The organism is Vibrio kanaloae, assembly GCF_024347535.1.
Taxonomy (GTDB): Bacteria; Pseudomonadota; Gammaproteobacteria; order Enterobacterales; family Vibrionaceae; genus Vibrio; species Vibrio kanaloae.
Window position 1 is genome coordinate 1,562,533 of record NZ_AP025497.1, and the last position, 13,989, is coordinate 1,576,521.

14 protein-coding genes are annotated in these 13,989 nt (G+C 41.9%); 3 read left to right on the top strand and 11 right to left on the bottom strand.

Features of this window, described 5'->3' with window-relative positions; genetic code table 11:
* Positions 1 to 190: 190 nt before the first annotated feature.
* From OCV24_RS07390 to OCV24_RS07420, 7 genes are all read right to left on the bottom strand, one after another.
* Positions 191 to 1,333, bottom strand: a complete 1,143-nt coding sequence (locus OCV24_RS07390; protein ID WP_150878045.1) for a glycosyltransferase family 4 protein — start codon at positions 1,331 to 1,333, stop codon at positions 191 to 193.
* Positions 1,314 to 2,849, bottom strand: a complete 1,536-nt coding sequence (locus OCV24_RS07395) for a sigma-54-dependent transcriptional regulator (protein ID WP_137009198.1) — start codon at positions 2,847 to 2,849, stop codon at positions 1,314 to 1,316. The genes OCV24_RS07390 and OCV24_RS07395 overlap by 20 nt, the downstream gene beginning before the upstream one ends.
* 249 nt (positions 2,850 to 3,098) lie before the next feature.
* Entirely contained in the window at positions 3,099 to 3,494 is a 396-nt protein-coding gene (locus tag OCV24_RS07400) for an Hpt domain-containing protein (protein ID WP_017057303.1), read from the bottom strand.
* A 360-nt stretch (positions 3,495 to 3,854) separates the two neighbouring features.
* On the bottom strand, positions 3,855 to 4,544 hold the full coding sequence (locus OCV24_RS07405; RefSeq protein ID WP_102506485.1) for a P-loop NTPase family protein: 690 nt from the start codon (positions 4,542 to 4,544) through the stop codon (positions 3,855 to 3,857).
* Complete coding sequence (locus tag OCV24_RS07410) at positions 4,544 to 6,643, bottom strand: SLBB domain-containing protein (protein ID WP_150878043.1); 2,100 nt, start codon at positions 6,641 to 6,643, stop codon at positions 4,544 to 4,546. Before OCV24_RS07410 ends, OCV24_RS07405 begins: the two co-directional genes overlap by 1 nt.
* A complete protein-coding gene (locus OCV24_RS07415; RefSeq protein ID WP_017057300.1) occupies positions 6,640 to 7,473 on the bottom strand; it encodes an OmpA family protein in 834 nt (277 codons plus the stop codon). Before OCV24_RS07415 ends, OCV24_RS07410 begins: the two co-directional genes overlap by 4 nt.
* Before the next feature lie 62 nt (positions 7,474 to 7,535).
* Positions 7,536 to 7,865 carry an STAS domain-containing protein gene (locus OCV24_RS07420; protein WP_017057299.1) on the bottom strand — a complete coding sequence of 110 codons (330 nt, stop codon included), beginning with the start codon at positions 7,863 to 7,865 and terminating at the stop codon, positions 7,536 to 7,538.
* 294 nt (positions 7,866 to 8,159) lie between these two features.
* Between OCV24_RS07420 and OCV24_RS07425 the strand changes: the two genes are divergently transcribed.
* Positions 8,160 to 9,002: a DNA ligase gene (locus OCV24_RS07425; RefSeq protein WP_150878040.1), complete on the top strand. Its 843-nt coding sequence runs from the start codon at positions 8,160 to 8,162 to the stop codon at positions 9,000 to 9,002.
* Between the two features lie 114 nt (positions 9,003 to 9,116).
* Here the strand turns inward: OCV24_RS07425 and OCV24_RS07430 are convergent, their stop codons facing one another.
* The gene (locus OCV24_RS07430) at positions 9,117 to 10,487 is read right to left on the bottom strand and encodes an MATE family efflux transporter (protein WP_150878037.1); all 1,371 of its coding nucleotides are present in this window, start codon (positions 10,485 to 10,487) and stop codon (positions 9,117 to 9,119) included.
* Positions 10,488 to 10,638: 151 nt separating this feature from the next.
* Here OCV24_RS07430 and OCV24_RS07435 point away from each other — a divergent pair, with 151 nt between their 5' ends.
* Positions 10,639 to 11,247 carry a riboflavin synthase subunit alpha gene (locus tag OCV24_RS07435; RefSeq protein WP_150878035.1) on the top strand — a complete coding sequence of 203 codons (609 nt, stop codon included), beginning with the start codon at positions 10,639 to 10,641 and terminating at the stop codon, positions 11,245 to 11,247.
* Positions 11,248 to 11,377: 130 nt separating this feature from the next.
* On the opposite strand, the gene OCV24_RS07440 is transcribed toward OCV24_RS07435, so the two are convergent.
* Positions 11,378 to 11,581, bottom strand: coding sequence for a CPXCG motif-containing cysteine-rich protein (locus OCV24_RS07440; RefSeq protein ID WP_017057295.1), 204 nt, complete (start codon positions 11,579 to 11,581; stop codon positions 11,378 to 11,380).
* A 56-nt stretch (positions 11,582 to 11,637) separates the two neighbouring features.
* Positions 11,638 to 12,504 (bottom strand): fructosamine kinase family protein, encoded by an 867-nt coding sequence (locus tag OCV24_RS07445; protein WP_150878032.1) that lies wholly within the window; start codon positions 12,502 to 12,504, stop codon positions 11,638 to 11,640.
* 528 nt (positions 12,505 to 13,032) lie between these two features.
* Here OCV24_RS07445 and OCV24_RS07450 point away from each other — a divergent pair.
* Complete coding sequence (locus OCV24_RS07450) at positions 13,033 to 13,377, top strand: DUF3802 family protein (protein ID WP_017057293.1); 345 nt, start codon at positions 13,033 to 13,035, stop codon at positions 13,375 to 13,377.
* Positions 13,378 to 13,457: 80 nt separating this feature from the next.
* Here OCV24_RS07450 and OCV24_RS07455 read toward each other — a convergent pair whose 3' ends face one another.
* Complete coding sequence (locus OCV24_RS07455) at positions 13,458 to 13,943, bottom strand: C40 family peptidase (RefSeq protein ID WP_150878029.1); 486 nt, start codon at positions 13,941 to 13,943, stop codon at positions 13,458 to 13,460.
* Positions 13,944 to 13,989 lie beyond the last annotated feature (46 nt).

Here is a 13,989-nt window from a genome sequence, read left to right on the forward strand (position 1 = left end):
TCTAAAACCAATCAATAACTTTACTTCTGAATAAGAGATAGCAAGGTAAGTGCCACATACGTATTAAATTTAAATCACTGTATTCGATGAACATTTAAAATATAGATGGGGTGTACTTTGACGATTGTTCAAATTGAGAATCAGATTGAATGGAGAATTAAAGAGATTGAAGTAGCTGATCAGAAGGGAATTATAAACCGTAACACTTTAAAATTTGGGGAATCACAGCTTGAGGGGAGTAACGCTCAATGATGGTGCTTCTTGCTTTATCTCCCACCGTGCTTTTGTCTTGAAGAGGAAGGTTGATCCAGTTCTGCAAGCATGTGTGGAGTTCTGCTTCACTTTGAGCGAGGTAACCATTGGTTTGATGTTCAATCAACTGTGGTAGATTACCAACCGCTGTGGCGATAACAGGAATACGTCGTGCCATGGCTTCGAGCGCTGCCATCGGTAATCCTTCATATCGAGAAGGTACAACTAGCACATCGATGGTTTGCCAAGCTTTTTCCATACTTGTTTGGTGACCATGAAAGGTGAGGTTAGCAGGCTGATTACGCTCTAACGATTGCCGTTCAGGGCCATCACCGAAAATATGGAACTGTTGATTTGGGTTAGACCTCGCTAACATCACAAATCTATCGGCGGCTTTTTCGTGGCTCAAGCGCCCAACAAAGCCTATGTCATAAGTGGTTGTGTTTTCTTCTAATGCGCAATGCTCTGCCGAGTTAGACTTACAAGATGAACAGGATTGCTCCGGGATTGAAATGAAGTTATTGAGCAGTGTTGTTTTTGTTGGGATCTTATCTCTGATTTTATCGCTCACTACTAAAGAGCGATTAGAGATAAAACCGCTATATCGGTCGATAAAGTCATAGAGCCACACTTTTCCTCTTGGCTTTTCTCCTGCGTGATAAGTGGATATTTGACGCAGTTTGTTCGGAGTCGTTGTTAACTTAATTATCTTACTCACTATGCTCGCTTTGTAACCATGGGCATGAATAAAGCTAGGTTGGTATTCGGTAATTGCCTGTTTGAGTTGAGATAGGGCGTTTTGGCTATTTGGAGCAAGCTCGCAGAGGTGACAGTAAGGAAGCTGTAATAGGTTTAAGTGTGTGATAATCGGCGGTGGAGGGTTGAACTTAGTGAGAAGAACGACTCTTACTTTCTGTTTATGCTCAATTAAACCTATCGCTAATTCAATAACGTGCGTTTCAATTCCTCCGAAAGTTTGGCTGTCGATCAATAGCCAAATTTCATCATGCTCAAGAGCAAGTTGTTGTTGAGCCGAAGTGAGTATCGTAGTGTTCAATTGATTAGGCTTGATTGTACTCATCCTCTGATTCCCAAGCCTGTTTCTTACGATAAACAGTAGAAGGGCTTAGCTCTAGCAATACGGCAGCGCTTAGTACATTGCCATCACAATGATTAATGGCGTGCTGGATTGCTTCACGTTCAATTTGCCACATAGGGCGAATTGCGCCATCACTGGTTGTTAGTGGCGGCGTTATTGGAGCATGTTGTGCTGGCATTTTGTGATCGTGAGTCGTTGAAGTGTGCAGCAGCTCTTCAGGGGGGATTGGTGATAATCTAGTTTCGGAGACAGCGGTCTCTTGAGGCGCAGCAACAGAGGGCGATGCTACATTTCGTATTGAAGTAACACTTTTCGGCGTCGCAATATCCATTCTGTTGATTGGCGGCGGTACCATCTCTATAGTCACGCTCATTTCGTTGTTTAACACCACTATGTTTCTAATGACGTTCTGTAATTGACGAACGTTTCCTGGCCATGGGTAACGTTTGAGTTGTGTCTGTGTTTCTTTGTCTATGGATTTGAATTTCTTTTTATCTTGCTTAGCGTACAGCTTTAAAAAGTGGTTAGCTAAGGTGAGAATATCACTCCCGCGTTCTCTTAAGGGGGGCATTTCGATAGGCACGACATGTACCCGATAGTAAAGGTCTTCTCGGAATCGGCCTTCTTCAACTTCAACGAGTGGGTCACGGTTAGTTGCACAGATAATTCTGACATCAACTTTTATTTCTCGATTACCACCTAACGGTGTGAAGGTTCCGGTTTGCAAGAATCTCAGCAGCTTTTTTTGCATCTCCAATTCCATTTCACAAAGTTCATCAAGAAATAGGGTTCCGCCATTGGCCTGCATTGCTGCACCTTTACGATCGGTTGTCGCTCCAGTGAAAGCGCCTTTTACGTGACCAAAAATTTCACTTTCCATCAAATCACGAGGAATCGCACCACAGTTAATGGCAACGAATGGTTTACCGTTACGTTGACTTTCTTGGTGAATGGCTTCTGCGCAGACTTCTTTACCTGTACCACTTTCGCCGTTGATGAATACGCTTGCGGTGGTGGGGGCTACCGAGTCAATGATTTTGTAGACTGCTTGCATGGGTAAACAAGAGCCAATGAAATTATGAAAGCGGTTACGATCGAACTTACTCTGGATGTCGTCGACAAGGTTTTCGAGCTTAGTTCTACGCAGGTGGAGGTTGATTGACGTTCTCAGGCGGTCGGCCTGAATGGGTTTCTCTAGAAAATCTTCTGCGCCACGTTGAATGAGGTCAACAGCGATATTCACGGAACCATGCGCAGTTGCGATTACAACGGCCGTGGGAATGTCATTATCACTGATCCAATCCAATACTTCTTCACCCTGCATATCGGGCAGTTTCAAATCAAGGATAACCAGTTCTGGAGCGTGTCTTTCAATGAATATTTTTGCTTCAGTACCAGTCTCAACATGAAATATATCGTAAGGCTCGTCTTTAACATACTGTTTGTAGAGCACAGCGAGAGAGGTGGAGTCTTCAACCAACAATACTTTAGGGCGCATTGAGTCTTCCTTTTGAAACTTTATCCTAACCAATCAATAGCATAGTGATATGCAACCATCAACATGAAACAAGTAGAATTGTTATCTACGTGTACAATATCTTTAATAACACTTGGTGAGTAACGAATAGTTCTTAGTTACTGGATCTTAACAATAAATGTGATTAAGCCTACTGCAGATACTTAAATAAGTATTGATACCGTCCTATTCGAAGTTTTGCTTTTCCAGGATAATTCGAAAGCTGACTTATTAACTAAAGCCTTCGTTTTTTCTTTTCAGTAAGGCCTTAATTGAACGGTCTGCGAGCTCTAACAACTCTTCAACCCTAAGAAAGGCGGCATCATACTCTTGCTCTAGACATTGTTTTTCTAAAGTTCGAGACAGTACTGATAGAGGGCGGTTGCCTAACACCAATGCAGTACTGCCTATAGTGTGTACTTCAAATTCGAGGGCTTGTGCGTCGTTATTGGTGGCGGCATGTCTAATGGCGGCTAAGCGCGTTCGTGATTCTTCAACGTAGTGATCGATTAAAATAGGGATAACCTCCGCACTTGTGTCATGAATTAGCTGTTTTATAATTCGCTCATCAACAAGTTCTGCACCCACTTCTGCAGAGATGTCTGAAGCTAAAGTCGAGTTGTCCACACTAACTCCTTTATTGTCCCGTGAGTAAATACGCTCGATTGAGGTATATATATTTTGAGCATTATTAAGTTTTAGTCATTTACTAGAATAATTTCAACTGCTTGTCGGTAAAAGATGAGAATTAGTCGACGGGCTCTAGCTAATGACTTTATAAAGGCCTGAATGCAGATCTATACCTCGTTGTTCTTGAATGTTTTTAAAGGTGTCGAACCTATAGACTATGAGCGAAAATGTGATTTCTTTTCTCTAAAAATCAGTTTCTTAATGATTTCCTCAGTAAGAGGATTGATTATGTAGGGTTTAAAGGCTGGAAGCGCTAGGAAGGGAGAAAGCTGTCAGTTTTAAATGACAGCTAACGGATTACATCGACAGGTTTAAGAATTCATTACGATGCAGCCTATTCGCCAAGTTATCGCGAATTTTTTTGGGAATGAACTTCATCCGATTAATCTGCCTAACGAGTTCTTGAGCGAAACTAGGATGTTGTTTCATATTCATTACGCAGCCCATGAGAGAGATACTTTTTGCGTCGAGTAGTTGCTTAGCTTGCTCTAGATGATGAGTCGACGTTTCACCATAGGCGACAACCAGTAATGCACAATCACAAGCACTTGCGACGGATTGAGCTGGGATATTGCCTTTGTTGATATTCAGTAGTGGTGAGGTATCGACGATGACACGATCATAGCTGTGCAGCCATTGGGTTACTGCTTTTTGAAGCGTCGAAGGATCTTTGTATGCCAGTTGAGCAGATGCCAATTGTGGGGCCGGGACCCCAAGGAACATACGTTGTGACTCTATGTGCTCTATAAGTTGGCCTGACTGATCTTCTTCACGCATGTTTACGTCCTTAAACCCAGGGTTAAACAGGTTAAGGTCTACGTAAAGCGTAGAGTGACCTGCCAACAAAAAACGTTCTGCAAGTGCTGTGGCGATAGATGTTACACCGTCACCAGATTGGCAAGCCGTAACACAAATTGAACGCTGACCGTTAAGTTCCGAAGCTAAATACAATTGTTCAACTTCGGCATGCGTGGCTGAAATAGTCATTATAAAGCTCCTATAAGAACGATGGTGGTCGTGAGACGAAGAATGTCATCTAACCCTACACGGGCTTTTTCAAGAAAACTTTCACGACGGTCAGGAATGTAAATGGTGTCACCCGCGCGCAATACCGGTAAATTGTAAATATTCGCGGTTTTACTGAACTCGATAAGGTTGAAGGTGCGTGCTTGGCCTTGGCAGCAAGACATATTGACGATGGTAATTTTCTCTACGTAAGCATTGTCGGTAGGACCTGCTGCTTCTGCCAATATATCAAGGATCGTCATATTGTCGTTGAACACATAACGACCAGGGTTGTTGATAGCGCCCAGCACTCGAACGGTTGCTTCTTTTGGCGTATCTAACCAATTCTTGTTTTTCTCTGGGATGTAAATGGTGTCACCAGTGGTCACGTTTGGCAGCAATGATTCATCACCAGTTTCAAAGTAAACGGATAAGTTTAGCTTGCTTACTTGCGAATAGGTTTTGTCACGATGTGTCACTCTAATATTGTGTATATCGGCACCTTTAGCTGGGCCATCAGCGGCAGACAATATGTCTAAGAAGTGCATGTCCTTGGTAAAACGGTAACGGCCGGGGGAATTCACTTGACCAAAAACGTAGATCGAAGCATCTGAGCTTTGACGAACCCATTGTGATTTATTGTCTGAAGGATCTTGTGGTAAGTCGTGAACACGGACGATTGAACCAGCTCGAATCGAGGGCATTTGATCTCGTGGGGCGCCGTTTTTAATAAACTCATCAAGGTTAAAGACAACCAGTTTTCTTCCTGTCACCACCTCAATTTTTGACGTGTCTGCACGTAGAGTTGGGCCTCCCACGTGAGCTAACAAACCCATGAAATTCATTTCATCTGACCATTCTATACGACCGGGTCGATTCACCTCACCAATAACATTAACGGCTCTATCGGGCGTAATTTTCAACCAAGACTTCTCATTCATATCGGTTTTTTCAGGAACGAAAATCGCGTCACCCGCCTGAATTGAGGGGGGATCTGAATCTGATATGCCTTCAGTATAGGCTGCTAGGTCAAATTTAAGTACACGGCCATTGGATTTGATAACGCGGATTTGTCTAGACTCAGCAAATCGAGTCGGACCACCAGCATTCGCAAGAATGTCCATAAATGTCGCGTCTTTTTTACCTTCAAAAGCACCAGGTGCAGCTACTTCTCCCATGACGTAAACTGTATTCGCACCAGATTTAATCTCTTCTTCTTGTTTCGGTACAAAAATGGTTGAGCCGGGTTGAAGGACGGGCAACAAGCTTTCATCTCCAGAGTCTAGGTAGCGCTTAAGGTTAAACAGAGTCGGTGTGTTGTTCGAAATTACGCGGATTTGTTCGACGCCGGCATAACGGGTTACACCACCAGAACGCATCAGTACATCAACTAAGTCGGTGTTCTCTTTGTAAGTAAACGAGCCAGGTGCGTTCACTTCACCAAACACCTTAATGGCGTTGCGAGAATCGGCACTGTCGCCAGAGTTAGCAAGTTTTGCTGCATCAAACTCTTGCTCGATGTTGCCTACTAACGGAGAAGCTGGAACAAACAGGGAGTCGAGCGATTGAAGCGTTGGTAAGGTAGATTCATCACCAGAATCAAGGAAACGTTTATAGTTAAACTCTGTCTTACCAGCCCCGCGTTTTAAGATAAGTTTGTCTAATTGTGCGCCCGGACGCAGACCACCCGCAGCATACAATGCAATTTGAATACTAGAGCCCAATGACAATGTGTATTCACCTGGCTTTTCTACGTAGCCTTGAACAGCGATAATGATTTGCTGCTCTTTCACGTAAACTGAAGCGTTAGTTAGATCTTTATATGCGGAGGCTAGTGCTTCAAGCACGACTTGATTCAACTGGTCGTTATCGTAACCCGCGACAAAAATTGTACCCACTTCCGGAAGAGTGATTCGCCCGCGCTTGTCAACCTGAAAACCTGTATTCAAGGTGACTTCTCCGGGTAAATTGACTTGAATAAGATCTCCCACTTGTACTGCACCTGAAAATTTGTCTTCTGCATTGATTGTGGCTGTAAAGCATAGCGAGATGGTAATAATAAACGTCAGTAGTATTTTCATAGTGCGACTCCCATTTTCGCCGCATTTTCATGCGAGATCACTTCAATGCTTACCCGACGATTGGTTAAACGTGTTTCGTCATTCTCACCTTCGAAAAGTGGTACTGTTTCACCGACTGACACTGCTTTGATTCGTTGTGGGCTTAACCCAAAGATAGTGAGGTAACGCTCAACTTGTTTAGCACGGCCGAGCGCCAGTTTGTTGTTGTAAGTTTCTGATCCGCTTGCGTCTGCATGTCCCGTAACAATAAGGTCTAGCGATTTATTTTGCTTTAAAATATTGGCCGCCTCAGCGAGGTGTCCCATGTACTTAGGATTTACTTCGGTAGAGTTTTTCGCGAATTGATTGTCGACATTGAGTAGGTCATACAACTGCTCAATCACCGACAGTTGCATACGGAATTGGCTTTCATTCTTAGGAGGTTCACAACGAGCCTGTGAGGTCACATAATCAAGTTGGAGCTCAAGTTCATTAAGGCGTTTTCTTTGAATAACCAAATCGTTAGCAGCATCTAACAACAACCCACCTTGCAGTTCGCGTGCAATTCGGTTTTGCTTTTCGATGGCTTGAAGTACCGCAGCAGGAAAGCACCAACGAGCGCCTTCCTGAATTAAGGCATTTAGGTGCAGTTTTGCTAATTGCCAATCAAAGCGTAAGCCGTGTTCTGGGCCGAGTGGTTCGTCAGGCATGACTGGCGATAAATCTGAATTTTGATAGTTAATGGAATCATAACTTTCAGCCAATCCTCCCGTGCCTTGCTCCGGGTAGCTTGTACAACCAAGAACAAGAAAAGACAGAGAAAGGCTTATATAATTTTTCAGTATTTTCATGCCAACGTCCTTTGTTTTCTATTTTTATTATTATGTTTTGTTATTTCTAGCTTAGTGGATCTTCATGAATTAGTAGGATTTTTTGAGTTAACTGGGATCGCGTGGCCAATGCGAAGTAGCTGCATAATTTCAAGAGGTTGCCCTGAGACATTTTCTAAACGCATATTTCTTTCTCGCTCCGTAAGACGTTTGAACATATAAACAATGGCACCTACACCTGATGAATCAAGAAACTGAACTTGGCTAAAATCCACTTCGATTTCTTGATGCCCATAATTTGAAATAACATCATCAATATCGGCTTGCGCCTCGCGGCTACCTGCTGCGTCTAAGTTGCCAAAAATAGAAAGAGTCAGTGTTGTAGTGTCTAAGTCAATTTTACGTAATTCCATAATGCTATCTCCTTTAATGTATGACTTAACAAGAGCATGTAGCATGCCAAGTTTAATTTTATTGTTTTTCAATGAGTTACAATGTCTATTGTTTTTAATCTCATATTGATAGAGGTTGTTTCTCAATATGAGAATTAGAAATGAGCTAATTTTTGTGAGTTATAAGTCATTAATTTTATGAATGAAATTTAAAATTAAATAAGGTTGATGTCTGGATCGCATCTTATTCCAAAGTTTGTCTATCTGTGGAGTGGAACGCTTAGGATTGAAGGAGTTATTAATACGGAGCAGATAATGAGGCTAACCAAACTGGCTATAGCGACTTTATGGGCGTGTTCGCTTTCATCTCATTCATACAATTTACCGCCAGAAAATTTAATCTTGGCAAACACATACCAGCAAGGTATTGATGTTTCTGAATATTGGAAAAGTGAAAAGCTCGATGGGATTCGGGCGCTGTGGGATGGTAACCATCTCTATACTCGTAACGGAAACCAGATTTATGCACCAACGTGGTTCACTGAACAGCTACCAAAGGTCCGCCTTGAAGGGGAGTTATGGGCCGGTAGAGGCAAGTTCCATTTAGTGCAATCGACTGTTCTTGATCATACCCCTAGTGATACAGCATGGCGTGAAATAAAGTTCATGTTATTCGATATGCCGGGAGCGGCGGGAGATTACCAAAAACGCTACTATAATATCTTGCATTGGGTGAGTTTAATTGACGAGTCTCATGTTGGTTATATTGAACATGTCCCAATCCAAAATGAAAAGGCGTTATTTCATCAGTTAGACAATATCGATGAACGTAACGGGGAAGGTTTGATGCTCCGCAAGATCACAAGTCGTTATCAGGCAGGTCGAAGTAATGATCTTCTAAAACTGAAAAGACATCATGATGTGGAAGCAACAGTCATTGGTTACAAAAGTGGTACAGGAAAATACAAGGGGATGATGGGTTCAATTTTGGTCCATACGGAAGAGGGGGTTGAGTTCTATATCGGTAGTGGATTTAGCGATAAAATGAGACTGTCACCTCCTGAAATCGGCAGCAGGATTACCTTTCGTTATAATGGCTTTACGCAAAATGGAAAACCGAAGTTTGCCCGCTTCGTTCGAGAGAAGAGTGAATATTAGACCACATTCACTGAACTCATACAGTAAAAAATTGAGCTCTAGACTCTTATCGTAAGAAAGTCAGAGCTCTTTTTTATTTGTGGTATCGGTTCTATCAATTTAGCAATTGAGCATTTAACGAGAACTAAATTCTAACTGTACAACGTCATCTTGCTTGTGCATCCAGTGCAGGCGCATACCAAGCATCATTGCGGCTGAAGTGAGTCCGATAATGAAACCAATCCAGAAGCCGTGAGCCCCCATTGGTTCCACAAGCCAATCCGTCATCCCAAGAATATAACCCGTCGGTAGACCAAGTAACCAATACGCAATAAAGGTTATGTTAAAAATAGAACGCATGTCTTTATATCCACGTAATGCACCCGCCGCGATCACTTGAATCGCATCAGTGCATTGATATACCGCGGCAAAAATAAGAAGCTGCATGGCAATGGTGATCACTGCGGTGTTTTCTGTATACAGTAATGATACTTGTTCTCTAAACAACACCGTCAATGCTGCGGTCATAAAGGCGGTAACCAAACCAACAATAATCCCTACATGGGTCGCAATCTTAGCGCCTTCGGTATTATTCTCGCCCAGTTTATGTCCTACACGAATACTCACAGCAGCGCCGATACTCATTGGAATCATAAACACCAAAGTCGAGAAGTTAATGGCGACTTGATGCGCTGCAACCACTAATGAACCTAATGGAGCAACCAGAAGAGCAACCACCGCAAACAAGGTCACTTCAAAGAAAAGTGCCGCGGCTACAGGAAAACCTAGCTTAAATAAACGGATTTGTGCTTTTAACTCAGGTTTATGGAATTGACCAAAGATGTTGATCTTCGCGAGACGCTTCGAAGTGAGTATGTATGTAAATAGTAGAGCAAACATTATCCAATAAACGATAGCCGTTGCTACGCCACAACCAACACCACCCAGAGCAGGAGCTCCAAGCTTACCGTATACAAACATCCAGTTAAGCGGGATGTTTAGCAACAAACCAATAAAACCAATCACCATTGCCGGTTTGGTTAAAGACATACCGTCAGTAAAACTTCTTAAGGTTTGAAAAAGTAAGAAAGCAGGCACCGCAAACATTACCGCATGCATATAGCCAATGGTTTTTTGAGCCATCAAGGCTTCAATGTCCATTAGCTTAAGTATGGCTTGAGTTTGAAAAAGTACGCCAATGATCGGCAGTGATATCAACAACGCCAGCACCGCGCCTTGTTGAATTTCGTATGGGATTTTAACTTGACGACCTGAGCCATTAAGTTGAGCAACCACTGGGACTAATGCCATCAATAAGCCTACACCGAACAAGATCGAAGGAAGCCAAATACTCGCAGCTATTGATACTGCGGCCATGTCAATGGCACTCACGCCACCGGCCATCACGGTATCGACGAAACCCATTCCGGTTTGTGCTACGGATGCGATCAATACAGGGGTCGCAAGTTTGATTAGATTTGAGGCTTCTTCTTTGTAACGATGCACAAATTACTCCAAATTAGATTAGTAGTATGAGGGATAGACGTTCAGAAGAAATCAGAGGCACTGATCATTAAGCTTCCATTGGACGAATCATAAAGAAATGTCACAATAACTGCTATTAAAAACTGATAGTAATACGCTAAATAGGAATTTTATGTTTACAGGTATCGTTCAAGGAATGGCAACATTAGTTGCTATAAATAAAAAAGAGTTGTTTCAGACTCATACCATTGAGCTAACAGATGAAATGATTGAAGGATTAGTGATTGGCGCTTCATTAGCTCATAACGGTTGTTGCTTGACTGTCACTGAAATTTCAGGAAACCATGTCGCATTTGATTTAATGCAAGCAACGTTGAGGTTAACGAACCTTGGTCAATTGAATGTTGGAGATCAAGTAAATGTAGAGCGTGCAGCCAAGTTTGGCGATGAAATTGGTGGTCACAGTATGTCTGGGCATATTGCTCTTATGGCTAAACTGGTTGAAGTGATCACAACTGAAAACAATCGTACACTATGGTTCGAATTGCCAGAAACATCAATGAAATATGTACTTAGTAAAGGCTACATTGGTCTAGATGGGTGTTCATTGACTATTGGTGAAGTTGAAGATAATCGTTTTTCTGTGCATTTAATACCAGAAACATTAAACCGAACTCTATTTGGTGGTCGTAAAGTCGGGGACGATATAAACATTGAATTCGATCCTCAAACACAAGCCATTGTAGATACGGTTGAACGCGTACTAGCTAATCAGAAATAGCTCTGTTTACTTCAAAGTTTCGTTTATCCTCGGATTAGCCCGATACATTGCGATAAAGACACAATATAATTAAAAAAGAGCGCTTGATGTGCTCTTTTTCTCTCTCGTGTGGGGCATCAATACATGCTACTCAAAACACCTGCTCGTCATCAGCGTCAATGGATAGACTTATTTTTTCTCTTATCTCGTCGACCTGCATATCTAAGTGAATCGGATTGCAACATACAGGACAATCGTCATAAAACTCCTGGCTGCCGTTGGACGCATCAAGCGTTATATTGATGGCGTGCCCGCAGTGAGGGCAGGAGACATGTTTTTCGGTGTATTTATGCATGGCAAATTCTCCTCACTGTAACCAATAGCAACCCTAGTTAATTACTGTGATTAGCATTAAACGGCCTGAATTTTCTGAATACACGCTTCGGTCTGTGCCAAGTAATGGCCGCCAAATTGATTACAGTGATTAAGCAGGTGGTACAAATTGTAAATGTCTTTACGATCAGTATAGCCAATATCGAGTGTACTGACGCTTTGATAGCCTTCATAAAATTCTTTTGGAAACCCCTCGAACAACTCTGTTAATGCTAAGTCACATTCATGATCCCCCCAATAACAGGCTGGATCATAACAGATTGGACCAAAAGCAGAGTTCGCAACATTGCCATACCAAAGATCACCATGAAGCAAAGAAGGGCGAGGGTTGTGGCCTGCGAGGCGCATATTAACAACATCGACGAGTTCATCAATATCACCGAATTTAATGCCTTTTTCTTTCAACAGTTGCAGTTGAAAACCAATGCGTTGTTCTGAGAAAAATCGGCCCCACTTCTTATGCCAAGGATTAGGCTGCAGTGTACTACCGATGTAATTGTCTTGATCGCAACCAAATTCTTTCTGTTCACCCCATTGATGAAGTTGAGCAAGTTGAACGCCGAAATCAAAGCTATTATTGCCGGTTTCTAGCGGCTTGGTTGGTAAGTAATTAAGAATGATGAATGAGCACTCTTTAGTTTTACCAATAAGTACGAGTTCGGGAACATAAACCGTGGAGGTCTCTCTCAACAAACGCAAGTTCTCGGCTTCAATTTCGAACTTTGGTAAAAATTCTCGCTGATTCACTTTCACAAAGTAACGCTCGTTACCATCACTTATCATATAGCAATCATTAATGTCGCCACCAGAGAGTTTGGTGCGTTCAGTAATCTGGAAGCTAAATAGAAGTGTATCTGAAAGCTGTTGAGAAATGGCTTGCCACATAGAAAACCCTCAGGGAATGTTTGTTTAATAGCAATAGTTTAGGATAAATCTGAGTAATTTATAGATGTACTCGTCAATGTTCTTGTTTCTTATTCATCTTATGTTGATTCATTTGGTTAATTTGTGAACTCGAACTATTTCAAGTTCATTGATAAATAAGAATAAATTGAAAATACGATGTCATAAATGGTTTGAGACGAGTCTCACAAACGGCACGTTTTGGATCGTAATAAACTGGAAAAGTCGACATGACTTGTTATTGTTTCAGCTTCATCTTAGGTAAAGCCTCTGAGTGATAGAATGTACTATCATTCAGTGGAAAGCCACGCTGCTGGAACACTCGTCTAACTCTTTGGAAGCATGTGACTGTCTATGTCATCCGTATATTGCTTGAAATTCAAGCTTAAAGACTCATTAGGAGCATTTTAATATGATTTTTAGTAATAAAGTGATGACAAACAACTTCATTTACATAGTATTAGGCAATTACGTATTAATCTGCTCTAGAGCTTAAAACGGAGATTTATTGTGGTTGTAGAAACCGATGGCTATTTGGCTTTGATCGAACACTTATCATTTAACTTAGATGTCTTTACGAATAGTAATGGCTATACAGGTAATGAAAGTGTTGAAGACATCATTACTGACATGATTTCAACTAACATCATGGCTATTTTCGAGCAAAATCCCGAGTTACATTCCAGCGTTCGTTTTCAGCTATTGAAAGAAGCTGATGCCGTAGTAGCTGATTTAGGTGAAGTGCTAGCCGGTGTGTGGACCAAAAAAGCAACCAACGAGCAAATTGTATTTCTAGACGAATACATCGCTTTGGTAAAAAACCTATTTGATTCAGCCGTCGCTAAATACGATTAGATAGAACTGATATTATGATGCACGCTTATCTAGCATATTAGTGAGCGTGTAAGGTCGGGTATAAGCCTGCAGTGGATCTGTTATAAACGCCTAAAGTGCCAAAACTTGGAAGCCCAATAAGGGTTATCCAGCCTCGATATAATCACACCTTTCGATGTAGAAGCATGTAGAAATTGATTATTTCCGAGGTAGACACCTACGTGTCGCACAGTCATCGATGTCTTAAAAAACACCAAGTCGCCACTCGTTGCCTGTTCATACGCAATTTCTTTTCCCTTTTGACTTTGATCTTTTGTGGTTCTTGGTAGAGCTTGTTGGGTCGCATTTTGCATGGCAATCTGCACAAAAGCGGAGCAATCTACACCTCTAAATGAGGTTCCACCGAAATGGTACGGCACGCCTTTCCACTGCTCATACACGCTCATATAAGCATTTTTAGTCAATAGTTCTGACTTGGATAAAGGTTTCTGTGCGGTTTGACTAAGCTGAGAAGGAGACGGGGTCGAGCTACATGCAGCTAATGTTGCGAAAGTTATTGTAACTGCAAGCATTTTTCTGAATTTCATATGTAACTCTTCTGAAAAAAAAATGAAATAAAAACGTCATCAAGGA